General features: G+C 73.3%; 25 protein-coding genes. 12 read left to right on the plus strand and 13 right to left on the minus strand.

Annotated features, from left to right (window positions below):
* The first annotated feature begins 153 nt into the window (after nucleotides 1–153).
* From ACIRRS_RS36400 to ACIRRS_RS36420, 5 genes are all read left to right on the plus strand, one after another.
* Nucleotides 154–1,074 (plus strand): carbohydrate ABC transporter permease, encoded by a 921-nt coding sequence (locus tag ACIRRS_RS36400; protein WP_402980640.1) that lies wholly within the window; start codon nucleotides 154–156, stop codon nucleotides 1,072–1,074.
* A gap of 73 nt (nucleotides 1,075–1,147) precedes the next feature.
* The gene (locus tag ACIRRS_RS36405; protein ID WP_402980643.1) at nucleotides 1,148–2,047 is read left to right on the plus strand and encodes a carbohydrate ABC transporter permease; all 900 of its coding nucleotides are present in this window, start codon (nucleotides 1,148–1,150) and stop codon (nucleotides 2,045–2,047) included.
* Between the two features lie 33 nt (nucleotides 2,048–2,080).
* Nucleotides 2,081–3,487 carry an ABC transporter substrate-binding protein gene (locus ACIRRS_RS36410; protein ID WP_402980646.1) on the plus strand — a complete coding sequence of 469 codons (1,407 nt, stop codon included), beginning with the start codon at nucleotides 2,081–2,083 and terminating at the stop codon, nucleotides 3,485–3,487.
* A gap of 161 nt (nucleotides 3,488–3,648) precedes the next feature.
* Complete coding sequence (locus tag ACIRRS_RS36415; RefSeq protein WP_402980649.1) at nucleotides 3,649–5,151, plus strand: alpha/beta hydrolase; 1,503 nt, start codon at nucleotides 3,649–3,651, stop codon at nucleotides 5,149–5,151.
* A gap of 158 nt (nucleotides 5,152–5,309) precedes the next feature.
* Nucleotides 5,310–7,598: a transglycosylase domain-containing protein gene (locus ACIRRS_RS36420; protein WP_402980652.1), complete on the plus strand. Its 2,289-nt coding sequence runs from the start codon at nucleotides 5,310–5,312 to the stop codon at nucleotides 7,596–7,598.
* A 9-nt stretch (nucleotides 7,599–7,607) separates the two neighbouring features.
* Here ACIRRS_RS36420 and ACIRRS_RS36425 read toward each other — a convergent pair whose 3' ends face one another.
* Nucleotides 7,608–8,213 carry a hypothetical protein gene (locus ACIRRS_RS36425; protein ID WP_402980655.1) on the minus strand — a complete coding sequence of 202 codons (606 nt, stop codon included), beginning with the start codon at nucleotides 8,211–8,213 and terminating at the stop codon, nucleotides 7,608–7,610.
* Nucleotides 8,214–8,234: 21 nt separating this feature from the next.
* Nucleotides 8,235–8,777 carry an RBBP9/YdeN family alpha/beta hydrolase gene (locus ACIRRS_RS36430; RefSeq protein WP_402980658.1) on the minus strand — a complete coding sequence of 181 codons (543 nt, stop codon included), beginning with the start codon at nucleotides 8,775–8,777 and terminating at the stop codon, nucleotides 8,235–8,237.
* A gap of 260 nt (nucleotides 8,778–9,037) precedes the next feature.
* Between ACIRRS_RS36430 and ACIRRS_RS36435 the strand changes: the two genes are divergently transcribed.
* From ACIRRS_RS36435 to ACIRRS_RS36445, 3 genes are all read left to right on the plus strand, one after another.
* Nucleotides 9,038–9,604 (plus strand): DJ-1/PfpI family protein, encoded by a 567-nt coding sequence (locus tag ACIRRS_RS36435; protein WP_402980661.1) that lies wholly within the window; start codon nucleotides 9,038–9,040, stop codon nucleotides 9,602–9,604.
* Nucleotides 9,605–9,791: 187 nt separating this feature from the next.
* Complete coding sequence (locus tag ACIRRS_RS36440; RefSeq protein WP_402980664.1) at nucleotides 9,792–11,078, plus strand: serine hydrolase domain-containing protein; 1,287 nt, start codon at nucleotides 9,792–9,794, stop codon at nucleotides 11,076–11,078.
* Between the two features lie 38 nt (nucleotides 11,079–11,116).
* Nucleotides 11,117–11,638 carry a gamma carbonic anhydrase family protein gene (locus ACIRRS_RS36445; protein WP_402980667.1) on the plus strand — a complete coding sequence of 174 codons (522 nt, stop codon included), beginning with the start codon at nucleotides 11,117–11,119 and terminating at the stop codon, nucleotides 11,636–11,638.
* Between the two features lie 261 nt (nucleotides 11,639–11,899).
* Here ACIRRS_RS36445 and ACIRRS_RS36450 read toward each other — a convergent pair whose 3' ends face one another.
* The 3 genes from ACIRRS_RS36450 to ACIRRS_RS36460 form a co-directional block, all read right to left on the minus strand.
* Nucleotides 11,900–12,655 (minus strand): class I SAM-dependent methyltransferase, encoded by a 756-nt coding sequence (locus tag ACIRRS_RS36450; protein ID WP_402980670.1) that lies wholly within the window; start codon nucleotides 12,653–12,655, stop codon nucleotides 11,900–11,902.
* Nucleotides 12,656–12,681: 26 nt separating this feature from the next.
* The gene (locus ACIRRS_RS36455; protein ID WP_402980673.1) at nucleotides 12,682–12,912 is read right to left on the minus strand and encodes a hypothetical protein; all 231 of its coding nucleotides are present in this window, start codon (nucleotides 12,910–12,912) and stop codon (nucleotides 12,682–12,684) included.
* 527 nt (nucleotides 12,913–13,439) lie between these two features.
* Entirely contained in the window at nucleotides 13,440–14,630 is a 1,191-nt protein-coding gene (locus ACIRRS_RS36460) for an MFS transporter (protein WP_402980676.1), read from the minus strand.
* 186 nt (nucleotides 14,631–14,816) lie between these two features.
* Here ACIRRS_RS36460 and ACIRRS_RS36465 point away from each other — a divergent pair, with 186 nt between their 5' ends.
* Together ACIRRS_RS36465 and ACIRRS_RS36470 are read left to right on the plus strand one after the other, a co-directional pair.
* Entirely contained in the window at nucleotides 14,817–15,053 is a 237-nt protein-coding gene (locus tag ACIRRS_RS36465) for a DUF2277 domain-containing protein (RefSeq protein WP_402980679.1), read from the plus strand.
* Nucleotides 15,054–15,084: 31 nt separating this feature from the next.
* Nucleotides 15,085–15,321, plus strand: a complete 237-nt coding sequence (locus tag ACIRRS_RS36470; protein ID WP_402980682.1) for a DUF6296 family protein — start codon at nucleotides 15,085–15,087, stop codon at nucleotides 15,319–15,321.
* A 57-nt stretch (nucleotides 15,322–15,378) separates the two neighbouring features.
* Here the strand turns inward: ACIRRS_RS36470 and ACIRRS_RS36475 are convergent, their stop codons facing one another.
* From ACIRRS_RS36475 to ACIRRS_RS36490, 4 genes are all read right to left on the minus strand, one after another.
* Nucleotides 15,379–15,702, minus strand: a complete 324-nt coding sequence (locus ACIRRS_RS36475; RefSeq protein WP_402980685.1) for a hypothetical protein — start codon at nucleotides 15,700–15,702, stop codon at nucleotides 15,379–15,381.
* Nucleotides 15,703–15,905: 203 nt separating this feature from the next.
* A complete protein-coding gene (locus ACIRRS_RS36480; protein WP_402980688.1) occupies nucleotides 15,906–16,070 on the minus strand; it encodes a hypothetical protein in 165 nt (54 codons plus the stop codon).
* Between the two features lie 166 nt (nucleotides 16,071–16,236).
* Nucleotides 16,237–17,418 carry a cytochrome P450 gene (locus ACIRRS_RS36485; protein ID WP_402980691.1) on the minus strand — a complete coding sequence of 394 codons (1,182 nt, stop codon included), beginning with the start codon at nucleotides 17,416–17,418 and terminating at the stop codon, nucleotides 16,237–16,239.
* A gap of 116 nt (nucleotides 17,419–17,534) precedes the next feature.
* Entirely contained in the window at nucleotides 17,535–17,741 is a 207-nt protein-coding gene (locus tag ACIRRS_RS36490; RefSeq protein WP_402980694.1) for a ferredoxin, read from the minus strand.
* Between the two features lie 339 nt (nucleotides 17,742–18,080).
* On the opposite strand from ACIRRS_RS36490, the gene ACIRRS_RS36495 reads away from it, so the two are divergent.
* Both ACIRRS_RS36495 and ACIRRS_RS36500 read left to right on the plus strand, forming a co-directional pair.
* Nucleotides 18,081–19,007 (plus strand): CAP domain-containing protein, encoded by a 927-nt coding sequence (locus ACIRRS_RS36495; RefSeq protein ID WP_402980697.1) that lies wholly within the window; start codon nucleotides 18,081–18,083, stop codon nucleotides 19,005–19,007.
* Between the two features lie 137 nt (nucleotides 19,008–19,144).
* Nucleotides 19,145–20,671, plus strand: coding sequence for a sigma-70 family RNA polymerase sigma factor (locus tag ACIRRS_RS36500; protein WP_402980700.1), 1,527 nt, complete (start codon nucleotides 19,145–19,147; stop codon nucleotides 20,669–20,671).
* 70 nt (nucleotides 20,672–20,741) lie between these two features.
* Here the strand turns inward: ACIRRS_RS36500 and ACIRRS_RS36505 are convergent, their stop codons facing one another.
* The 4 genes from ACIRRS_RS36505 to ACIRRS_RS36520 all read right to left on the minus strand — a co-directional run bounded on the left by ACIRRS_RS36505 (nucleotide 20,742) and on the right by ACIRRS_RS36520 (nucleotide 23,078).
* Nucleotides 20,742–20,978, minus strand: a complete 237-nt coding sequence (locus ACIRRS_RS36505; protein ID WP_402980703.1) for a hypothetical protein — start codon at nucleotides 20,976–20,978, stop codon at nucleotides 20,742–20,744.
* Nucleotides 20,979–21,051: 73 nt separating this feature from the next.
* The gene (locus tag ACIRRS_RS36510; RefSeq protein ID WP_402980706.1) at nucleotides 21,052–21,780 is read right to left on the minus strand and encodes a L,D-transpeptidase family protein; all 729 of its coding nucleotides are present in this window, start codon (nucleotides 21,778–21,780) and stop codon (nucleotides 21,052–21,054) included.
* 37 nt (nucleotides 21,781–21,817) lie between these two features.
* The gene (locus tag ACIRRS_RS36515; protein WP_402980709.1) at nucleotides 21,818–22,564 is read right to left on the minus strand and encodes a hypothetical protein; all 747 of its coding nucleotides are present in this window, start codon (nucleotides 22,562–22,564) and stop codon (nucleotides 21,818–21,820) included.
* Nucleotides 22,557–23,078, minus strand: coding sequence for a SigE family RNA polymerase sigma factor (locus ACIRRS_RS36520; protein ID WP_402980712.1), 522 nt, complete (start codon nucleotides 23,076–23,078; stop codon nucleotides 22,557–22,559). The genes ACIRRS_RS36515 and ACIRRS_RS36520 overlap by 8 nt, the downstream gene beginning before the upstream one ends.
* Nucleotides 23,079–23,445 lie beyond the last annotated feature (367 nt).

Consider the following 23,445-nt stretch of genomic DNA (forward strand, 5'->3'; position numbering starts at 1 on the left):
ACCGGCGGCGGGGTCCCCGCAGGTCCGGCCGAACATGACGCGAACGCGTAAGCCCGAGGACACCCGTTGCTCACCGTGAGGTTTCCACCCCGTCGTGTGGGCAGGACACGGTTTCGGCCGGAACCGACACACGAAAGGCGGGACGCGCACCTCATGCCGACCGCACCGCACCCCGCGACCCTCCCGGGCCGCCGACACCGCTGGGGCGAACACGGGCTCGCCTGGGCCTTCCTGCTGCCCTCCCTGGCAGTCTTCGCCGTCTTCATCGGCTACCCGCTGGGCCGCACCCTCTACCTGAGCGCGCACGCCAACGACCTGTTCGGCGCGCCCAGCCGCTTCGTGGGGATGAAGCACTACCAGCAGCTGCTGAGCTCGGCCGACTTCGGCGAAACCCTCCTCACCACGGCGCTGTTCACGCTGCTCACCGTGGTGCCGGGAGTGCTGGGGGCGCTGGTGCTGGTCCTGCTGCTGGAGAACAGGATCCGCGGCGTACGGCTGATGCGCTCCGCCTTCGCGCTGCCCTTCGCCTTCTCCGTGGCCAGCGGCTCGGTGGTCTTCGCGGTGTTCTACAACCCGGCCAGCGGGGTGCTCAACGGCCTGCTGTCGCACGTCGGCCTCGGGCCGGTCGGCTGGCTCACGGATTCCAGGTACGCCCTGGTCTCGGTGGCCGTCACCACGATCTGGATGAACCTGGGCTACAACGTCCTGGTGCTCTCCGCGGGCATCGGCTCCATCCCGACCGAGATCCTCGAAGCCGCCCGGCTGGACGGCGCCTCGGGCCTGCGGCTGGCGCGCAGCATCACCGTCCCGATGCTCGGCCCGAACCTGTTCTTCCTGACGGTCATCTCGACCGTCCACGCACTGCAGAGTTTCGGCCAGATCCACATCCTCACCAAGGGCGGGCCGGACAGCTCCACCAAGACCCTCGTCTACTCCGTCTACGAGAAGGCCTTCGCCTACGGCTCCAGCGACTTCGGCATGGCCAGCGCGCAGGCCGTGGTGCTGCTCGTGGTCGTGCTCGCCTGTACCGCCGTCCAGTTCGGCGTCCTGGAGCGGAAGGTGCACTACGCATGAGCGAGCGAAGCGAGCGAATCATCGAGAGGCGCGTGTGGGCGAATGCCCCTGCCGAGCGAAGCGAGGCGGGCGCATGAGTTCCATAGCCGTCGACACCGGCAAGGACACAAAGGACGAGGCCCCGCGCAGGCGTCGCCCCCTCGCCGGGCGCTCCCCGCGCGAGCTGCTCGGCCGGGCCGTGGTCTACCTGGTCCTCGCCGTCGCCGTCCTCACCGTGGTCTTCCCGGTGTACTACGCCGTCGCCGGGGCCTTCATGGGCCCGACCGAACTCTCCAGCTACCCGCCCGCGCTGGTCCCGCACGAGATCACCGGGCGCAACTTCGCCAGCGCCGTGGACGCGATCCCGCTGGTGCGGCAGTACGTCAACTCGGCGCTCACGGCGACGATCATCACGCTGGCGCAGCTCGTCACCTCGATCCTCGCCGCGTACGCCTTCGTCTTCCTGCCGGTGAAGGCCCGGGCCGTGGTGTTCGGGGTGTTCCTGGCGACGCTGATGGTCCCGTGGGAGGCCATCATCATCCCCAACTACCTGACGCTGTCGGACTGGGGCTTCGGCAACACCTACTTCGGCCTGGTGCTGCCCTTCCTCGCCTCCGGCTTCGGCACGTTCATGCTGCGCCAGTCCTTCCGGCAGCTGCCGGGCGAACTGCGCGACGCGGCCCGGATCGACGGGGCCGGCCACTGGCGCTTTCTGTGGCGGGTGGTCGTGCCGCTCAACAAGCCGGCCCTGGCCGCGCTGTCGATCTACGTGTTCCTGTCCGCCTGGAACCAGTACTTCTGGCCGCTCATCATCACCCGCACCGCCGAGATGCGGACCCTGCAGATCGGCCTGACCTCGCTGCGCGACTCGGAGATGGCCGACCCCGGCCTCATCCTGGCCGGCGCGGTGCTGTCGCTGCTCCCCACCCTCGCGCTGGTGGTCTTCGGCCAGCGCTTCATCGTCCGCGGGCTCACCGCGGGCGCCGTCCGCTGACACCCCGTACCCAGACACAGAGAGAGAACCCTCGTGAAGAAGAGTGCCCGCGCGCTCGCGGCCCTGCTGGTGGCCGGACTGTCCCTCACCGCCCTGACGGCCTGCGGTTCCTCCGGCTCCGACTCGGGCTCCGGCTCCGGTGCCTCCGCCGACTCCGTGCCCGGCGCGGACGCGCTGGACAAGGCCACCGGAGTGACCAACGTCGAGTTCTGGCACTCGATGACCGGCAAGAACGCCGAGGTGCTCAACGGCCTGGTCAGCCAGTTCAACGCCGCCCACCAGGGCAAGATCGAGGTCAAGGCCGAGTTCCAGGGCAAGTACGACGAGCTCGTCACCAAGTACAAGGCCGCGGTGCAGCAGAAGGGCACCCCGTCCATCGCCCAGGTGTACGACATCGGCACCCGGTTCATGATCGACTCCAAGCAGACCGTCCCGGCCCAGGCCTTCGCCGACAAGGACGGGTTCGCGCTGGACGACCTCGACCCCAACATCCGCAACTACTACTCGGCCGGCGGCAAGCTCGTCTCGATGCCGTTCAACTCCTCGATGCCGCTGCTGTACCTGAACGTGGACGCGTTCAAGGAGGCGGGCGTCGACCCGGCGCAGGCCCCCAAGGACCTGAACGAGCTGGGCGAGCTGGCCAAGAAGCTCACCAAGAAGGACGCGGACGGCAAGGTCGTGCGCGCCGGCTTCGGCGCCGCGATCTACGGCTGGTTCGTGGAGCAGCTGCTCGCCGAGTCCGGCAGCATGTACTGCGACAACGACAACGGCCGCACCAGCAAGGCGTCCAAGGTCACCTTCGACTCCGACAAGAGCGCCGAGATCGTCCAGTGGTGGGCCGACCTGGTCAAGGGCGGCTACGCGAGCAACACCGGCCGCAACACCGACGACGCCCAGGCCGCCTTCAAGGCCGGCACCGTCGCGATGCACCTGGAGTCCACCGGCGTGCTGCGCGGCTACAAGGAGGCCGCCAAGTTCGAGGTCGGCACCGCCGCCTTCCCGAAGACCGCCGCCGGCGACCAGGGCGGCCCGGTGATCGGCGGCGCCTCGCTGTGGATCAGCGGCCCCGGCCACTCGGACGCCGAGAAGCGCGCCTCCTGGGAGTTCGAGAAGTTCCTGACGGCCCCCGAGCAGCAGGCCGTCTGGCACACCGGCACCGGCTACTTCCCGGTCAACAAGAAGTCCCTGGACGACCCCAAGGACAAGGAGTGGGTGGCCAAGTACCCGCAGTTCCAGACGGCCATCGACCAGCTGAAGTCCACCAAGCCCACCCCGGCCACCGCCGGCTGCCTGCTCGGCGTGATGCCGCAGGCGCGCAAGGGCGTGGAGACGGCGATCGAGCAGACGATCTCCGGTTCCAAGTCCGCCAAGCAGGCGCTGGCCGACGCGGCCAAGGAGATCCAGCCGGCGATCGAGAGCTACAACAGCTCGGTCGGCTGACCCCGCCGCACGAACGGACGGCCCGCCCGGCGCGCACCGGGCGGGCCGTTCGCCGTTCAGGCCGGTCGGCGGAACCGCCGGGCGTCCGGGGGATAACCCCACCCCCGGCCGTCCGGCTGCCCGGATGCCCCCAACTCCCGTGCTCCGCAAGACTCCTGGGCATGTCGAAACGTGTCCGAACCATCGCGGCCACCGCCGCCCTCGCCGCCACCGTCCTGACCGCCGCCCCCGCCTCGGCGTCCGCCTCAGCCTCTGCCGACCGGGGCGCCCGCCTCGCCTGGACGAACTGCCCGGGCGCCGCGGCGGGGCTGGCCCAGAAGTGCGCCACCGTCTCCGTCCCACTGGACTACGCCGACCCGGACGGCGAGCGGATCACCCTGGCCGTCTCCCGCGTCCCCGCCGTGAAGCCCGCCCAGCGCCACGGCGTGCTGCTGATCATCCCCGGCGGCCCCGGCGACGGCGGCCTCGACCGCCCGACCCGGATCGGATCCACCCTGCCGCCGGAGGTGCGCGACCGCTTCGACCTGGTCAGCTTCGACCCGCGCGGCGTCGGCGCCTCCACCCCCGTCACCTGCGGCCTCGCCCCCGAGGACCTGGCGGCCGACCGGCTGCGCCCCTGGCCCGCCCCGGACGGCTCCATCAGCGCGAACATCGCCATCGGCCACCGCTTCGCCGAGGCCTGCGCCCGCAACGGCGGCCAGGTGCTGCGCAGCATCTCCACCGCCAACGAGGCCCGGGACATCGACAGCATCCGCCGGGCCCTCGGCGAGCACCGGATCTCCACCTGGGGCACCTCCTACGGCACCTACGCGGGCGCCGTCCACGCGACCATGTTCGCCCGGTCCACCGACCGGGTCGTGCTGGACAGCAACGACGACCCGGACCCGTCCAGGGTCGGCCGCGGCTGGCTCGCCGCCTTCGGCCCGGGCGCCGAGGACCGCTTCCCCGACTTCGAGAGGTGGGCCGCCGCGCCCGGCAATCCGGACCGGGTGGCCGACACCCCCGAGGAGGTCCGCCCGCTCTTCCTCGACCTCGCGGCCCGCCTGGACCGTACGCCCCTACCCTGGCCCGGGGCCCTCCCGGCCGAGCTGAACGGCAACGTCCTGCGCAACACCATGCTCCAGGGCCTGTACGAGGACAGGCGGTTCCCCGTCCTCGCCCGGCTGATGCTCGCGGGCCTCGGCCGCCGCGCGCTGCCCGCCCCGGCCGTGCCGACCCCGCAGAGCGAGGCCGTCGCCCAGAACCACATCGCCGCCTCCGCCGGCACCATGTGCAACGACGTCGCCTGGCCGGCCGACGAGGCCGCGTACGCCAGGGACGTCGCCGCCGATCGCGCCGCCCGTCCGCTCACCGCGGGCATGCCGGTGAACGTGATGGCCTGCGCCTACTGGCCGTTCGCGCCCGCCGAGCCGGCGGTGCGGGTGACGGACCGGGGACCGGGGAACGTCCTGCTGGCGCAGAACCTGCGCGACGCCGTCACGCCGTACGCCGGGGCGCTCAAGCTGAAGGCCGCCTTCGGGCAGCGTGCCCGGATGGTCACCGTGGACGCCGGCGGGCACGACGTGTACCGGGCGAACGGGAACGCCTGCGGCGACGCGGCCGTGACGGCCTTCCTGATCACCGGGAACCGCCCGGCCGACGACCTGTTCTGCCCGGCGGGGTAGCCGCCCGCCCCGGGGGCAAGGATCGTCGGCGAACGACCCTTGCCCCGGGGCTCCTTGCTGTCCGTGCGCCGTCAACGTGCCCAAGCTGTCGCGATTTTGTGACAATCGTTCGCCAACAGGTCGCCCACGCAGGGCAATCGCCCCCGTAACCTCGATCCATGCCACGACGGAAGAGCCGCATACCCGCCCAGGACCCGGGCGACACCTGGGTGCCGCGCCCCAGGCGCCGCGAGACCCCGCTCGGACTCCTCGGCCATGCGGCCACGTTCCTCGGCTCCTGCGTCCTCGGCGGCGTGCTGCTCGCCGGGATCGTCCTTCCGGCCGCCGGGGCGATGGGCCTGGGCGCCAAGAGCGGCGCGGAGAGCTTCGAGAGCATCCCCGACGACTTCAAGACCCCGCCGCTGAGCCAGGCGACCCAGATCTACGACGCCAAGGGCGGCCTGATCGCCAAGGTCTACGAGCGCGACCGCACCGTCCTGACCGCCGAGCAGATGTCCCCGCTGATCCGCAAGGCGCAGGTGGACATCGAGGACGCCCGCTTCTACGAGCACGGCGCCGTCGACCTCAAGGGCGTGCTGCGGGCGATCACCAAGAACGCCGAGAGCGGCTCCGCCGTCCAGGGTGCCTCCACGCTCACCCAGCAGTACGTGAAGAACGTCAACGTGGAGAAGGCCGGCGACGACCTGGAGGCCGTCCGCGAGGCGCAGCGCAAGACCCTCGGCCGCAAGATCCAGGAACTGCGCTACGCCATCAAGCTGGAGGAGGACCTGACCAAGGAGCAGATCCTCACCAACTACCTCAACATCACCTTCTACGGCCACCAGGCGTACGGCATCCAGGCCGCCGCCCAGCGCTACTTCGCCAAGGACGCCAAGGACCTCACGCTCCCCGAGTCGGCGATGCTCGCCGGCCTGGTGCAGAACCCGTCCCAGTACGACCCGAAGCTGCACCCCGTCGCCGCGCAGAAGCGCCGGGACACGGTGATCGACAAGATGGTCGAGAACAAGCACATCACCGCCGACCAGGCCAAGGAGGCCAAGGCCGCCCCGCTGGGCCTCAACTACCGCGAGCCGCAGAACGGCTGCATCACCGCCAAGGCGGGCATGGGCTTCTTCTGCGACTACGTGCGCCACGTGGTCAAGCAGGACCCGGCCTTCGGCAAGAGCGCCGCCGAGCGCAAGAAGCTCTGGGACACGGGCGGCCTGAACATCTACACCACCCTGGACCCGGACAAGCAGAACGCCGCCCAGAACGCCGTCTCCACCCAGGTGTTCGTCAACGACCCGGTCTCGGCGGCGATGACGATGGTCGAGCCCGGCAGCGGCAAGATCCTCGCGATGGCCCAGACCCGCCCGTATGGCCTGGCCAAGGAGAAGAACGAGACCGTCGTCAACTACAACGTGGACGCGGCCATGGGCGGCGGCCTCGGCTTCCAGCCCGGCTCCAACTTCAAGCCGATCGTGGCCGCCGCCGCCCTGGAGGCCGGGCTGCCGCCCACCCAGCGCTACGACGCGCCGAACCGGATCGACTGGCCGACGGTGAGCACCTGCAAGGGCACCTGGAAGAACCTCAAGAAGGGCACCAAGGAGGGCACCGTCCCCAACGAGAGCGCGCGCGAGGTGGGCCCGTACGAGCTGAAGGAGGCGATGGCGCTCTCCGTCAACACCTACTTCGTGCAGATGGAGCAGGAGATCGGCCTCTGCGCCGTCGAGCAGATGGCCGGCAAGCTGGGCATCACCGGCAAGGCCGGCGGGGACCCGCTGGAGGAGGTGCCGGCGCTGGGCCTCGGCACCCAGGAGGTCAGCCCGCTGACCATGGCCAACGCCTACGCCACCTTCGCCGCCCGGGGCGTGCACTGCGCCCCGCAGGCGATCAACCGGATCACCACGGTGGAGGGCAAGGACGTCCAGGTGTCGGCCCCGCACTGCGAGTCGGTGATGTCCGAGCACACGGCCGACGTCATCAACACCGTGCTGCTCGGGGTGACGGAGAAGGGCGGCACCGCCCGCGACCTCAACCTGGACGACGGGCGGCAGATCGCCGCCAAGACCGGCACCTCCGACGAGAAGAAGTCCGCCTGGCTCACCGGCTACACCGGCAACCTGGTCGGCTCCGTCTGGCTGGGCAGCCCCGGCACCAAGGTCCCGATGCGCAACATCCGCATCGGCGGCAAGTACCAGGCCGAGGTGTTCGGGGCCACCGGGCCCGGGCCGATCTGGCAGCAGGCGATGAGCGACGCCGTCAGGACCGTCCCGGACCAGCAGTTCACCACCACGTACATCCCGGACCCGCCCAAGAAGGACGGCAGCTGCGCCACCCCGAGCACCCCGCCGACCGGGCCGACCTGCACGGGCACGCCCAACCCGGGGCGGACGCGGGGGAACGAGACGGGCCGCTCCTGGCCGTCCGCGCCGCCCTCCTGGCCGGGGGACAACGGGGACCAGTAGGCACGGTCCTCAGCGGGCCTCGACGGGCTCGCCGCTGTCCTGGTCGAGGTTGAAGACCCGCTGGTAGGAGTCGGTGATCACGGTGATCTGCTCCCGGCCCGACCAGCGGGCCGTCACCAGCCGGGCGTCGTCCGGCCCGCCGCCGACGTCGGCCAGCGACCAGCGGCGGGCCGACCAGCCCTGGCCCTCCTCCAGGAGGACCTGCCAGTGCTCCCCGGCGTGCGGCCCGTCCGGATAGGAGCGGTGGACGACCACCAGCGTCCGCTGCTGCGAGGCCGGGGCGTCCTCCCGGCTGCGGGTCTCGGCGGCCGAGACCTTGTGCACGGCCAGGGCGCCCAGCACGAACACCACCCCGGCCGTCACCGTGACGGCCCGGGTGGCGGTGCGCAGCGCGGTGCGGCGGTCGCCCAGCCAGGCGGCCGCGATCAGCGCGGCCAGGGCCGAACCGAGCATCAGGCCCGGCCGGTTGAGCAGGTCCGCGACCAGCATCCGGCCGCCGGAGCGGCTCTCCCACTGGCCCTCGGTGTACAGCAGTACGGCGGCCAGCCCGGCCGCCGCCAGCAGCCGCCTCAGCAGGCGCCTCGAGCGCCGTCGCGGCCGTTTCCCCTCACCCACGTCGTCCCCCCGTCAGTGGTGTCACAGTTCGGCGAGCAGTTCCCGGCCCAGCGGCCAGTCGCCCAGTCCGGAGTCGGAGTTGAGGTGCCCGTACGCGCCCGGTTCGACGTACCGGGCGCCCCAGGCCGCGGCGAACTCCCGGGCCCGGGCGGGGCTCACCCACGGGTCGTCCGTGGAGGCGACCACGACCGCCGGGAACGGCAGCGCCCCCAGCGCCACCGGCCGGAAGTTGACCAGCTCCGGCACCTCGGCGGTGTCCACGTCCGCCGGGGCCACCAGCAGGGCGCCCCGGACGGCCCCGGTGCGCTCCGCCGCCGCCCCGACGGCCCAGCGGGCGACGGTGATGCAGCCGAGGCTGTGCGCGACCAGCACCACCGGGCCGGGGGCGGCCTTCACCGCCGCGTCCACCCGGGCCACCCAGTCGCCCTGCTCGGGGTGGTCCCAGTCCGCCTGCGCGACGCGGTGGAACACCTCCGGCTCGGCGGCCTCCCAGAGGCTCTGCCAGTGCCCCGGGCCCGAATCTTGGTAGCCCGGCAGGACGAGGTACGTGGTGCGGTCCGTCATGGGCTCCTCCGGTGGTGCGTCTCGCGCTGGCAGCAGCAGGAGTCTAGGCGGCGGTTCGCCCTCCTCCCCAGCCGGGCGGTGACCCGGCGCACACGACCGGCCACCGGCGCGCGCCCGCGTGTACGCGCCGTGGTGCGCCCGGTGCGCCCTGTTGCCAACGGGCCTGCCGGTGCGGGAGGTTGGGCGCCGGGCCCGCACCGGGCCCACCGCCCGGCGCCCGGACGAGGTCCGCGGCCCGACCACGTGGAGGAATGTCGGCGATGACATCCAAGATCCTGCTCGTCACCGGGGACGCCGCCGAATCGCTGGAGGTGTTCTACCCGTACCAGCGGCTGCGCGAGGAGGGCTACCAGGTCGACATCGCGGCCCCGAGCAAGAAGCGCCTCCAGTTCGTGGTGCACGACTTCGTCGACGGCTACGACACCTACACCGAGAAGCCGGGGTACACCTGGCCCGCCGACATCGCCTTCGCCGACGTTCAGCCGGACGAGTACGTCGCCCTGGTCATCCCCGGCGGGCGCGCCCCCGAGTACCTGCGCAACGACCCGGAGGTGCAGCGGATCGCCCGGCACTTCTTCGAGGCCGACAAGCCCGTCGCCCAGATCTGCCACGGCCCCCTGATCACCGCCGCCGCCGGAGTCCTCGACGGCCGCCGCAGCTCCGCCTACCCGGCGCTCGCCCCCGACATCAAGGCCGCCGGCGCCGAGTTCGTCGACGGCGAGGCCGTGGTGGACGGCGTGGTCGTCTCCGCCCGCGCCTGGCCCGACCACCCGGCCTGGCTGGGCGCCTTCATCGCCATCCTGCGCGAGAAGGCCCCGCTGGCCTGACCCCGCCGGGCCCGCGCCCCCGGGAGGACCGGGGGTGCGGCTCGGGGTCGGGTCGGGGTCGGATCGGGGTAGGGCCTACCCCGCGAGGCGGAGGACCGCGGCGGGGCGCGCTGCCATCATGGCAACGGCCGCCCACGCCAGGGGAGTTGACGGCCGACACGCAGCCTCGACCCGACCTGGGGGACGCATGCCCACCGACCCGACCTCCGCGCGCCGCCGGGCGGTGCGCCACACCGCCCTCGCGGCCGCCCTCGCCACCGGCCTGCTCGCCGGGCTCGCCCCAGCCGCCGTCGCGGCTCCCGCCGAGCCGCCGACCACCCTCGGCTGCCACACCGCCCACTACTCCGTCGACGGCCGCCAGGTCGAGGACACCTACGAGACGGAGGAGGGCGACCCCGCCGCGCACGGCGCAGCCTGGGCCGACGCCGACGCCGCCCTCAAGGGCATGACCGACACCGGCTACTCCACCAACGCCCTCGCCGCCGTCCGCCAGGACGGCCGCCTGGCCTGGCGCGACGCCGCCGGCGTCGCCGACCTCGACAGCCGGGCCCCCGCCGACCCCCAGGGCCGCTTCCGGATCGGCAGCGCCACCAAGACCTTCGTCGCCACCACCCTGCTCCAACTCGTCGGCGAGGGCCGCCTCGACCTCGACGACCGGCTCGAGTGCCTGCTGCCCGGCATCGTCCCGAACAGCACCGACATCACCGTGCGCCAACTCCTCAACCACACCAGCGGCGTCGCCAACTACACCAGGGACCCGGCCTTCGACTTCTACGACCAGGGCTGGCTGACCACCCGCCGCTACCGGTCCTACTCCCTGCGTGACCTCGTGGACATCGCCAACACGTACCCGCCCACCTTCGCGCCCGGGCAGGACTGGTCCTACTCCAACACCAACTACATCCTGGTCGCGATGATCATCGAGAAGCTCACCGGCCACCGCTGGAACGACGAGGTCACCCGGCGCATCATCCGCCCGCTGCGCCTCAGCGGCACCTCCGCCCCCGCCGACTTCCCGCTCATTCCCGGCCCGCACGCCCACGGCTACTTCAAGCTCGGCACCGGCCCCGTCGACGTCACCGCCCTCAACCCCTCGATGGCCGGCCCCTCCGGCGGCATCGTCTCCACCACCGCCGACCTCACCGCCTTCCTCCACGCCCTGCTCGGCGGCCACCTGCTGCGCCCGGCCGAACTCGCCGCGATGGAGCAGACCAGCACCCACGGCGAGGGCCGGACGTACGGGCTGGGCCTCCAGCGTCTGGACACCCCCTGCGGGACGTACTGGGGCCACGCGGGCGGCATCCCCGGGTACATGACGATGATGCTGTCCTCCCCGGACGGTCGCCGCCAGGTCGCCGCCTCCACCTCCCCGTACGACGTCCCGGACGAGGCCGCCGCCCGCGCCGCCTGGAGCCGGGTCACCACCACGGCCCTGTGCGGATCTTCCGGCCCCGGGAGCCCGTCCAGGCCCTAGGCTGACCCGTGATCGAACGCCTGACAGGAGGACGAGACATGCCCGAACCGCTGATCGCCGCAGTCGGGGGCCTGACGCCCGACGTCGACCCGAGCGCCTTCGTCGCACCGGGCGCCGTCGTGATCGGGGACGTGACGGTCGGCGCGGGCGCCAGCGTCTGGTACGGGGCGGTGCTGCGCGGCGACGCCGGGCCGATCACCGTGGGCGCGGGCACCAACATCCAGGACAACTGCAGCCTGCACGCCGACCCCGGCTTCCCGCTGGTCGTCGGCGAGCGGATCTCCGTCGGCCACAACGCGGTGCTGCACGGCTGCACCGTCGAGGACGACGTCCTGGTCGGGATGAACTCCACCGTCCTCAACGGCGCCCGCGTCGGCGCCGGTTCGCTGATCGCGGCCGGCGCCGTCGTCACCCAGGGCACCGTCGTCCCGCCCGGCTCCCTGGTCGCCGGCGTCCCCGCCAAGGTCCGCCGGGAGCTGACCGAGGACGAGAAGGCCGGCATCAAGGCCAACGGCGAGGGGTACCTGCTGCTCGCCGCCGCCCACCGCGAGGCCTTCTAGCCGCAACGCCGACGGCACGCTGCTGCCGGTTGCGGACGACCCGGCGAACCAGCCGTAGACGCCGACCGGTTGACCGAGAACCCCTTCATGCAACCTGCCGGTGCCCTGCCCGGCGCAGGACACCGGCCCCAACTTCCCGCACCACACCACTCGGTGCTGTTCTCCCGAAGGACCCGGTCCTCACCGAGGGTTCCGGACTTCAGGAACGCCTTCGCCGCAGACCTCGTGGACGAGGATGTCCTGGGTGGTGGCGATCGCTTCTTACTGCTGCACGAAATCGGCGTCGACATGCGCGGTCACACGCCACGCAGGCAGGAGCACGTTTCCCCGATCGGTCAGCGGGACTCCGGCGACATCGAGGTCGGGGCCGCCGGCTTGCTCAGCCAGTTGTTGCACCTTCTGCGGCACGTACCGGGTTTCATAAGTACCTGGTTCGATGTGGGAAATGGCCCACCCTGCGCGGGGGAGTTCCCGGTGCAACTCCTCCTGGCTGATGCGGAACGGTCCAGGCATCCCGGCCGGGGCGGTGTCGGCGAAGCAGGTGATCAGGAGGCGACCGGTCGGCAGAGCCAGGCGTCGCAACCCGGCCAGATAGGCGCGGCGTTCTTCCAGGGTCAGGCAGTGGTACAAGGCGCTGTCGATCACGGTGGCGAATCGGCCGGGGAGGTCGAGGGCGGTGGCGTCGGCGACGACGAAGCGAGGGTTGTCGTCCGGGAGGTCGTGCTTGCGGGCCAGAGCCGCAGCGGCCTCGATGGCGACCGGGGAGAAGTCGAAGGAGGTGACCTGGTAGCCCTGCTGGGCGAGGAAAACACTGTTCTGACCGGAGCCGCATCCGGCATCGAGGACGGGTCCGGTGACATGTCCGCCCTCATGCAAGGCCTTCACGCACTGCTGCACGTCCCCGATGTCCCACGGAGCGAAGGCCAGATCCAGGCCATCGATCGATTCGCCCAGGTAGAGACGGTTGTAGTCGTCCAGGACGAGTTCCACCTGGTTGTTCTCGTGCACGATCGGCATGCCGCACCCCTTCAGGTAGTTGATGGTCAACGCGTGTGCGGGGAGGACGCCAGGAGCACCGTCCGGATCGTGGCGCCCGGCCCGAGGACCGACGCCATCGCTTGCTGCCCGCGCCGCAGGGGAAACGTCCGGTTGAGCCGGTGCATCACCATCAGGACTGCAGCGCTCATGGTGGTGCCGTGCTTTTCGAGTTCCCCTGTGCGGCCTGGACGGAGAGCGGGGGGCAGAGACAGATTCTGTGTTGCACGCTCGATCATCCGGCGCCCCCGGATGCACTGCCCACCAAGCGATGTCCCCCCCGCCGGAGCCCGTCGCGGCTCAGGGTAGCATTATCCGACTTGCTGATTCCGAATCAGCAACCCCGTCCGGCACGGTCGGAGCTATCTGGGCGCAAAGGCCGGTCTCCGCGGTCTCCGCCATCAGGTCGGCGGAATGCCCCGGTACGGTCAGCACTTCTGTGTCGACGATTTCCAAGTCGGCTTGGTTCGTGCCGCCGGGTTGTATGACGATCGTGCTCGCTGCGTCCCCGAACAGAGGTGAAGCGTGACCGCCGGCTCGCTGTCGTAGGGAGCGGGCATTCAGATACGGCGAGGACATTTCCACGCACAGGAGCAGGGCAGGACGTCGATGCACCGCGCCCCGGTTACGGCAGGCAGCCTGTTCCACCAGCGGAGCTCCCGTGGTGAGGATGTCCTGGAGTCACAGACCTCTTCCACGGCAGCTCCACTGCTTTGCCCATCGGCCTTGACAGGCAGACCTCACACCTCACGGAACGGCGTTGGTTCTAGCGGGCGTTGACCAAGGCGGCCCGCTCCACCGGCACGGGGGCGGGCCGGCGCCGGTCCGCCGCCCAGGCGAGCACCGCGATCAGCGCGCCGGCGGCCGCCAGGCCCGAGCCCACCAGCGTCGGTGCGGTCCAGCCGTACCCGGCGTCCAGCGCCAGCCCGCCGAAGTACGCGCCCTGCGCGTTGGCCAGGTTGAAGGCGCCCTGCACCGTCGCCGAGGCCAGCGTCGGCGCGCTGCGCGCCTTGCGCATCACCAGGGTCTGCACCGCCGGGACGATCGCGAACCCGAACAGGCCGATCAGCACCACCGTGACGGCCGCCGACCAGCGCGCGTGCGCCGTCAGCGCGAACAGCGCCAGCGTCGCCGAGAGCAGCACGAAGGAGACGCAGACCGTCGGCCGCAGCGCCCGGTCCGCCGCGAAGCCGCCGAGCACGTTGCCGATCGTCATCCCGGCCCCGAACAGGGCCAGCACCAGCGTCACCGAGCCGGTCGCGTACCCGGAGACCTCGGTCAGCAGCGGCGCGATGTAGCTGTAGCAGGCGAACATGCCGCCGCAGCCGAACACCACCGTCGCCAGCGCCAGCCACAACTGCCCGCTGCGGAAGGTCCGCAGCTCGTGCCGGAGCCCGGCCTGGCCGGGGGAGGGCAGGTGCGGCACCAGCCGGGCGATGGCCAGCGTCCCGGCGGCGGCGATCAGCACCACCACGAGCATGGTGGCCCGCCAGCCCAGGTGCTGGCCGAGCAGGGTCGCGGCGGGCACGCCGACGATGTTGGCGACGGTCAGCCCGGAGAACATCACCGCCACCGCCCGCGCCCGCCTGTCCGGCGCCACCAGCTCGGCCGCCGCCACCGCGCCCGCCCCGAAGAACGCGCCGTGCGGCAGCCCGGTGATCAGCCGCGCCGCCGCGAGCGTCCAGAAGTCCGGGGCCACCGCGCACAGCAGGTTCCCGGCGGCGAACAGCCCGGCCAGCGCCACCAGCACCGCCTTGCGGGGCCGGCCGGAGGCCAGCGCCGTGAGCAGCGGGGCGCCGATCACCACGCCGAGGGCGTAGGCGGAGATCAGCCATCCCGCCTGCGGGATGGAGACGTGCAGGTCGTCCGCGACCTGGGGGAGCAGCCCCATGGCGGCGAACTCGGTGGTGCCGATGGCGAACGCGGTGACGGCCAGCGCGACCAGCGCGAGAGGCAAGGCGGGGCTCCGAGCAGCAGGGAGCCGCCCGCGCGGACCGGAGTGCGCGGGCGGCGGAGTCGATTGGTTCGTCCGGCATCCTAATCCGGTCGCGTTCCGGCCGTGTTCCGGCCGGATGTCGCGCGCATGAGGACGGGGTGTCGGAAGGGGGTCGCCCGCGTGCGCCGGGCGCGCGACACTGGGGGCATGTGCCGCAACATCAAGACGCTGCGCCCGCCCGTGACCCCCGACGCCGACGAGGACGACTTCCGCGCCGCCGCGCTGCAGTACGTCCGCAAGGTGTCGGGCTTCCGCGCCCCGGCGGCGCACAACCGGGAGGCCTTCGACCGGGCCGTGGAGGCCGTCACCGAGGCCACCGCGCAGCTGCTCGCCGAACTGGAGGTCCGCGGCGCCGCCGCCCGGGCCGCCCAGCCCGCCGGGTAGGCCGGCGGCGCGACCAGGCAGGAGCCTTCCGATGACGTCCGTCAACCGCTACGCGCTCACCTTCCCCGGGACGCCGGGCACCCAGGCCCCGCAGGACGTGGTGGTGGTCACCCGCACCAGCGCGACCGGTCCGGGCGGGCACCCGGTGTACGAGGACGAGAGCGGCATCGTGCGCGCCGAGATCAGCGCGGCGGGGGAGGTCCGGATGCTCGCCAGCGGCGGCCACCAGAGCCCGCACCTGCCGGTGCACGCGCACCCTCTGCCGTGACGCGCCGTCGCCCGCGGTCCCTGCTCGCGCGGGACCGCGGGCGACGACGTGCGGGGGTCACGGGGCCGTGGCGCCCCCGCCCTGCTTCACGCCGTTGACCATCGCCTGGTGGATCGCCCGGGCGGTGGTCTCGTCCCCGGCGGGCACCGGGCTGCCGTCCACGGTGTACCAGTCCAGCGCGCCCGTGTACTGGACGGTCAGCCGGGCCTCGCCGTCCACCCAGGTGGTGTGGAGGGTGAGGTCGCCGGAGATCGGGCCGACCTCGGCGGTGGTCACCCCGCCGGGGCCGCTGATGATCGACTGGGTGGTCCAGGTCGCCCACGAGGTGCGCGGGTCCGTCGGGGGCCGGGCCTGCCGGCCCGCCTGATCGTGTTCCGTCATGCGCCCATCCCTCCCCGCCGGTGGGGCGCCGCGGGGGCGGCGCGACCAGCGGTCGCGGAGACCGCCCGGCGGTACCGGGCGGTCCTGGTCGGTCGTGCCTCCGGGGTGTTCGGGAGGTCTCCGGTCCTCGTCGGTACGGTTCGGTACCGGGGTTCGGTACCGGGGTTCGGTACCGGGGTTCGGTACCGGGGTTCGGTACCGGTTCAGTACGGGGAGCCGGGTTCGTCCATCATGTCCTCGCCCTCCGCCTGGGAGGTGTCCTGCGCGTGCACGTTCTGCATCGAGGTGACGCCCTCCTCCGGGTCGGCGGCGCGGACGTCCTCGTCACGGTCGGTGCTCGGCTCGGACCGTGCGCTCATGTCGGTCATCGCGGGCTCCGTCCTCTCGGGTCCTGCTCGGCCGGTCCGGGCGCGCCGGTGCGCGGGCGGGCCGGCCGAGTTCGCCCTACCAGCCTGCCCCCGCCCCGGCGCCGGGGCCAGCCGGGAGGCCTCCGAGGCCGCAGAGGCCGCAGAGGCCGTGGACCCCGCGTGCCCGCTACCAGGCGACGGGCAGCGAGCGCATCCCGAAGATCAGCGACTCGGTGCGGAACGCCAGCTCCTCGCGCGGCACGGTCAGCCGCAGGCCCGGCAGCCGCCGGAACAGCGTGGCCAGGGCGATCTGGAGCTCGGCCCGCGCCAGCGGCTGCCCGAGGCACTGGTGCACGCCGAACCCGAAGGCCAGGTGGCGCCGGGAGTCCCGGCCGAGGTCCACCTCGTCGACGGGCCGGTGGCCGGGGCCGCCGAACACCGTCTCGTCCCGGTTGGCGGTGGAGAGCATCGCGATCACGCCCTCCCCGGCCCGGATCAGGACGCCGCCCAGCTCCACGTCCTCCGTCGCCACCCGGGGCAGCCCGTTGTCGATGATGCTCAGGACGCGCATCAGCTCCTCGACGGCGCCGGGGACCATCGCCGGGTCGGCGAGCTTGGCGATCTGCTCGGGATCGTCGATCAGCAGGGCCGTGGAGAGCGCGATCATGTTCGCCGTGGTCTCGTGCCCGGCGACGAGCAGCAGCACGCCGGTCGCGGCGACCTCGCGCGGGGTGAGGTCGTCCCGGACGGCGAGGCGGCTGATGATGTCGTCCTCCGGGTGCTCCCGCTTCGTCGCGGCCAGCTCCGTCAGGTAGTCCCGCAGCTCGTCGGAGGCGGCGGTCACCTCCTCCAGCGCGGCGTTGTTGCTCAGCAGGACGCGGCTGAGCCCCTGGAAGCGGGCGCGGTCCCCGTACGGGACGCCGAGCAGCAGGCAGATCACCAGGGACGGCACGGGCAGCGCGAAGTCGGCGACGAGGTCGGCCTCGGAGCGGCCCTCGGTCATCGCGTCCAGCGCGTCGTCGACGACCTTCTGGATGTCGGGGCGCAGCGCCGCGACCCGCTTGACCAGGAAGTCGCCGGTGACCATCCGGCGCAGCCGCGCGTGCTCGGGGTCGTCCAGCCGCAGGAAGGTCGGGTTGGCGGCGACGAGCTCGCGCCGCCCGGGCAGCAGGAAGGGGAAGGCCGGGTGCCGGGCGTCCGCGCTGAACCGGTGGTCGGAGAGGATCGTGCGGACCTCGGTGTAGCCGGTGGCGAGCCAGCAGGACTCGCCGTCGGCCATCCTGGCCCGGGTGACCGGGGCGGTGGCGGCGGCCTCGGTGTACTCCGGCGGCGGGCCGAACGGGCACCGGGAGGAGTGGGGGGAGGGCATAGGGACGAGCGGGGCGGTGGGTGTGGTGGTCACGCGTGGGTCTCCTAGCGTCGCGGAGTCCTTGGGGGTGTGGGCCGGGGGACGGGCGGCGGGACGGGCCGGTGGTGCTCCTTCGGTCAGTTCTCCCCGTCCTCGACGACGCGGATCGCGCCGCCGGGGCACAGCTCGGCGGCCAGGCGCAGGACGTCGAACTGCTCGGGCTGGAAGGAGGTCTGACGCAGCCTCACCAGGCTGTCGTCGTCGTCCTGGTCGAAGATGTCGGGGGCGTTCGTGACGCACATGCCGGAGCTGCAACAGCGGTCCCGGTCGACGCTCACCTTCATGGGCGGGCACCTCTCGTCGATGCGGCGCCGGCCGTCCGGCGGGCGCGTCTCGTTGTCATTGCCAACCTAACGGCGCCCGTCCGCCCACGGATCGTCCGACGGGGGGATCGTCGAGAATGGCCGATTCGCCCCGGTCCGGAGCGGGCTGCGGCCGCCGGAGGTTTGAATTGACGCCACCCCGACAACAGCTCGCTCCACAGCCCCGCGCATGCATCCGTTTCCCGCCGCCTCCCGGCCCTGCGGACATCCGTTCGGAGTTTTCCGTTATCGGCCCGCCGCCCGGGGGTCTCCCAGGTGTCGGCATCCGAACCAGCCGCCCCGGACAGAAAGCGTGACCACGTGAACAGCGACGACAAGACGACCGTCCTCCCGGCCGTGGGCGGCCGGGCCTCGCGCCGTGCGGCCAGGCGCCACGGCGGGGGCGGGCGCCGGGGGAGGCGTCGTGGCGGGCTGCTGCCGGTCACGGCGGTGGTCGCGGCCGTGGCGGGCACCGGGCTGCTCGCCGCGCTGACCGGCGCCGGGTACGCGGCGTTCGGTGGCAAGCAGACCGACCGGGACGCCGCCGGGCAGTCGATCGCGGCGGACAACCTGATCGCCGCCGAGGTCGGCACCCACGACGGCATCCAGGTGCCCGGCACCGGGGCGCTCGGCTCCGTCGCCCCGGTCGTGCCCACCGGCCCGGGCACGACGGCCACGCCCTCCGCCACCGCCCCGGCGTCCCCCACCGCGAGCGCCACCCCGACGCCCACCGCCTCCGCCACCACGGCCCCGGCCTCGGCCTCCGCCAGGCCGAGCGCGACGGCCGCCAAGGCCGGCGGCGCGGGCGCGGCCCAGCGCGCCGCCTCCGGCGCACCGGCGGCCCCGGCCGGGGGAGGGGCCTCGCCCGGCTTCGCCCAGCAGGTGCTCGACCTGGTCAACGTCGAGCGGTCGAAGGCCGGCTGCGGCCCGGTCACCGCCGACTCCCGCCTGGCCGGCGCCGCCCAGTCGCACAGCGACGACATGGCGGACCGCAACTACTTCGACCACGCCAGCCCCGAGGGCGAGCACGCCGACCACCGGATCGAGGCCGTCGGCTACCGCTGGAGCACCTGGGGCGAGAACATCGCCCGGGGCCAGAAGGACCCGGCGGCCGTGATGGACGCCTGGATGAACAGCCCCGGCCACCGGGCGAACATCCTCAACTGCGCCTTCAAGCAGCTCGGGGTGGGCGTGCGGACGGGCTCCGGCGGCCCCTGGTGGACCCAGGTGTTCGCCACCCCGTCCTGAGGGCCGGGGTCGGTCCCGGGACTCCGAAAACCGGGCCGATTTTCCGATTCTGCGCACATTGTTGTTATCTGATCACTCCCCACCCGTCTCCGAGGAGGCAGCGGCGGACGGAAACACGGCAAGACGGAGTGCGGACCATGAACGCTGAGGTGCACGGCAGGGACGTGCGGAACGGGACCGGGACGACCCTGGTCCGCGCGGCCCAGGCAGGCGACCGGCAGGCCCAGGAGGAGCTGGCCGCCGCCTGGCTGCCACTCGTCTACAACGTGGCGGGCCGCGCCCTCGACGGCCACGCCGACGTCGACGACGTCGCCCAGGAGACGATGATCCGCGCCCTCGACGGCCTCGGCGGGCTCCGCGACCCGGAGTCCTTCCGCTCCTGGCTGGTCGCCATCACCATGAACCAGATCCGCCGCCGCCACGCGGACGGCCGCCGGCAGGCCACCGTCGGCGGCCTCGACGAGACCTGGGAACTCGCCGACCCCCGCGCCGACTTCACCGATCTGACCATCCTGCGCCTCGGCCTGTCCGGCCAGCGCCGCGAGGTCGCCGAGGCGACCCGCTGGCTCGACCCGGACGACCGCGAACTCCTCGCCCTGTGGTGGCTGGAGGCCTCCGGCGAGCTCACCCGCGCCGAACTCGCCGAGGCCCTCGACCTCACCCCGCAGCACACCGCCGTCCGCGTCCAGCGCATGAAGAAGCAACTGGAGGCCGGCCGCGTCGTCGTGCGCGTCCTCGGGGCCTACCCCCGCTGCCCCGAACTCTCCGAGCTGACGGCCGGGTTCGACGGCACCCCGAACACCGTGTGGCGCAAGCGGATCGTCCGACACGTCCGGGGCTGCGCCGACTGCGACCGCCTCGGCCGCGACCTCTTCCCCGCCGAGGGGCTGCTCGCCGGCCTCGCCCTCGTCCCGCTCCCTGCGGCCCCGCCCGCCCTGCTGCACACCGCGGCCACCGCCGTCTCGGCGGCCGCCCAGCACGCGGGGAGCGCCGGGGGCGCGGCGGCGGGCCACAGCGGGTGGGCGGGCGCCGTCGGCCTCAAGGCGGCGCTGACCGGCGGCGCGGCGGCCGTCCTGGCGGTGACCACCCTCGCCCTGGTCTGGCCGCACGGCGAGCCGCCGCAGCACACCGCGCCCGCGCCCGCCGTCCCGGCGGCCGCCGCCCCGGACACCCCGGCGTCGACCGTCGTCACGCCGACCGCTACGGAGACGCCCGCCACCGAGCCGAGCCCGACCCCGACGCCCTCGGCGACCACCGCCAAGCCGACCGCGCCGCCGCCCAACCCGGAGCGCCAGCTCGTCGACCTCGTCAACGCCGAGCGCGCCAAGGCCGGTTGCGGCCCGCTGCGGATCGACCCCCGGCTGCACGCCGCCGCCCAGAAGCACACGGACGACATGGCGGCCCGCGGCTACTTCGACCACACCGGCCCCGACGGCGTCCGCGCGGACGCCCGGATCACCGCCAGCGGCTACCGCTGGTCCCAGTGGGGCGAGAACCTCGACCGGGGCCCGGCCACCCCCGCCACCGTCCTCGCCCGCTGGATGGACCGGGGCATCCACCAGACCAACCTGCTGGACTGCGGCTTCAAGGACGTCGGCATCGGCGTCGCGACCACCCCGAACGGCACCTACTGGACGCAGGACCTCGCGGCCCCGATGCCCTGAGCCGTACCGCCGGTGATCGGGCGGGTGTGGTCAGGGGGGTGTGGTCAGGGGGCGCGATCAGGGGGCGCGATCAGGCGGGTGTGATCCCGCTCAGGCCCGGCGCCGAGCCGGTGACGTACCCGGTGGCCTCGCCGACCACGCCACCGGCGTCCCCGATGTGATCCGGCAGCACCTCGGGGGCGCCGGACAGCGGACCGGGCAGGCCCTCCTGCCCCCCGACGGCACTGGCGTGCGCGGAGGGAGCGGTCAGGGAGGCGACGACCCCCACGGCCAGCGAGGCGACGGCGAGCATGCTGCGCTTCTTCATGGCCGGTCCAACGAGACTGCGCCGCCCGGGTTACGCCCCCGCGGGACTCGCGGGGTGGGCCCGCGTCGTCACCTCACCCCGCGAGGGACTGCGCGTCGCCCATCACCACCACCGGGTGCAGCGCCGGGTCCAGGGCGAGCAGCAGCTCCCGCATCCGCTCCACCGGCAGCCCGACGCAGCCGTGCGTCGGCCCGCCGTGGTCGACGTGCAGCCAGATCCCGCCGCCGTACCGCCCGCCGCGCGGGCGCCGGGTGTCCAGGGGCGAGGTGCCCGGCACCCGGTTGTAGTCGATGGCCACGACGTAGTCGAAGGAGCCCGCGAGCGGCTCGCCCGCGAAGCCCGTGCCGTCGATGGTGAAGGCGTCGTTGCGGTCGTACGGCAGCCGGGTGCCCGGGTTCGGCAGCCGCCCGCCGGCGTCGCCGAGGCCGAACACGCCGACGGGGGAGCGCAGATCGCCCTCGCGGTGGTCGGCGGTCCAGCCGCGACGGGCGTTGCGGGCGGGCCAGGAGGGCCCGGCGAGCCAGCCGTTGCCGTCGTCGCGGTAGAGCACCGCGTGCCCGGTGTCGGCCTCGGGCCCGTCCCCGGTGACGACCAGTGCCTGGCGCGTCCCGGCGGGTACCGCGGCGAGCAGCCTGGGCCCGACGCCCGGCAGTTGGCGCGGCAGCTCGGGCGGAGCGGGCCGCGCTGCGGGTACCGGGGTGGACACGGGCGTGGACGAGGGCGCGGCGGTCGGCGTCGTCGGCGCGCAGCCCGCGAGGGCGAGTGCGGCGAGCCCGAAGAGGGCGCGACGGGGTAGGGACATGGCGATCGGTTCCTTCACGTGATGTGGGTGGCGGGGGTCAGCCCTGTTCGGCGACGGCCGCGCCGTCGGTGGCGCTCGCGGCCCGGACGGAGTCGAGTACCTGCCGCACCTGGCGCAGGGTCCGCTCGCCGGGCTCCTTCAGGCAGGCGGTGATCTCGATCAGCCCGCCCTTCTCGGACCGCCCGACGAGGCGGTGGCCGACGAGTTCGCGGGAGCCGCCGCGGGTGCTGCAGTCCTTGTCGAGCTGCATCTCGGACGGGCCGTCGGGCGCGAGCGTCGCCCCGCCCTCCTGCTGCCCCTTGGTGAAGCGCACGGTGAGGACGGCGCCGTCGGCGGGCAGCGGCCCGATCGGCGAGCAGGAGCCGACGTTCGCCGGGCAGGAGGAGTGCGGGTCGAAGGGCAGATTGGCCAGGTGCCCGATGGCGTCATCGGGGTCGGCGGCGACGCTGCGGGCGTGCCAGCCCGGCGGCAGGTCCACCGTCAGGTCGTACACCGGGAACACCGTGGCCGTCAGCGGTTCCGCGCGCGCCGTCGGCCGGGCCCCCGGCTCCGCCGCGCCGCTCCCGGGCGGCGGGGCGATCGCGGGCGCGGCCGCCAGGACCGCCGCGAGCAGCCCGGCGCCCAGCCCGCCCCCGAGCCCGGCGGCCCGCCGCCGTCGCCGGGTGCGTCCGGCCCGGGCGAGCACCTGCCGCACCCGGTCGTCCGGGGTCTCCAGCGGGGGCACGGCCTGGTGCAGCAGCTCGCGCAGCCGGTCCTCGTCCCAGGGCGGTCCGGGCCTACTCACGCCGCCCCCCGGGCCCGTCGAGGAGCAGCTCCCGCCCCGGCAGCCGTTCGCGCAGCAGAGCGAGCGCGCGGTGCGTCTGGCTCTTGACGGTGCCCGTGGAGCAGCGCAGCACCTCGGCGGTCTCCTCCACGCTCAGGTCCTCGAAGAACCGCAGCACCACCACGGCCCGCTGACGCGGCGCCAGCGTCCGTACCGCCTCGGCGACCACCTGCCCGAGCACCACCCCCTCGTACGGGTCCGCGCTCGGCGGCGGCTCCGGCAGTTCGCCGTGCGGCAGCTCCCCGGTCCAGCGGCGCCGCCACCAGGAGACGTGGCAGGTGACGAGCACCTTGCGCAGGTACGCCTCCGGCCGGTCGGGCGCGATCCGGTCCCAGCGGGGCCAGACCTTGGCGAGGGCCGTCTGCAGCAGGTCCTCCGCCTGGTGCGGGTCCCCGGTCAACAGCCAGGCCGTGCGCAGCAGTTTGGGACCGCAGGCGGCGACGAACTCGGTGAAGTCCGGTGTCGCGTGCCTCATCCCGCCGTCCCCGCCCTGGTGTCCGCGTCGTCGTTGTCGTTCTCACGGCTGCTGAACGCGGTGGCGGGGGGTTCGGGTTGCCCGTCGGGGCGAGATTTCCTCGGGAAGTCCGGGAGATCTGGACGGCCCGCGAGCCGGCCGGGGCCAGGCCGGGCGGCGAGCGGGCCGTGAGTACCACGATGGGCCCCTCCGCGCCCGCCCGACCAGGCGCGCGCACGGGCGCGCGGACGCAAACCGGCGTACGGGGGCGGCGCCTTCGGGCCCGCCCTAGGCCCAATGCCGGTGACTTTGGTGCCTGAGCCTCGTTGGTTGTGGTGTGGCGAGGGTGGGGCAGGTCAAGGCGCCTGCGGGTGAGCGGTTGTCGGAC

The sequence above is a fragment of the Kitasatospora sp. NPDC101183 genome, assembly GCF_044767945.1.
Classification (GTDB): Bacteria; Actinomycetota; Actinomycetes; order Streptomycetales; family Streptomycetaceae; genus Kitasatospora.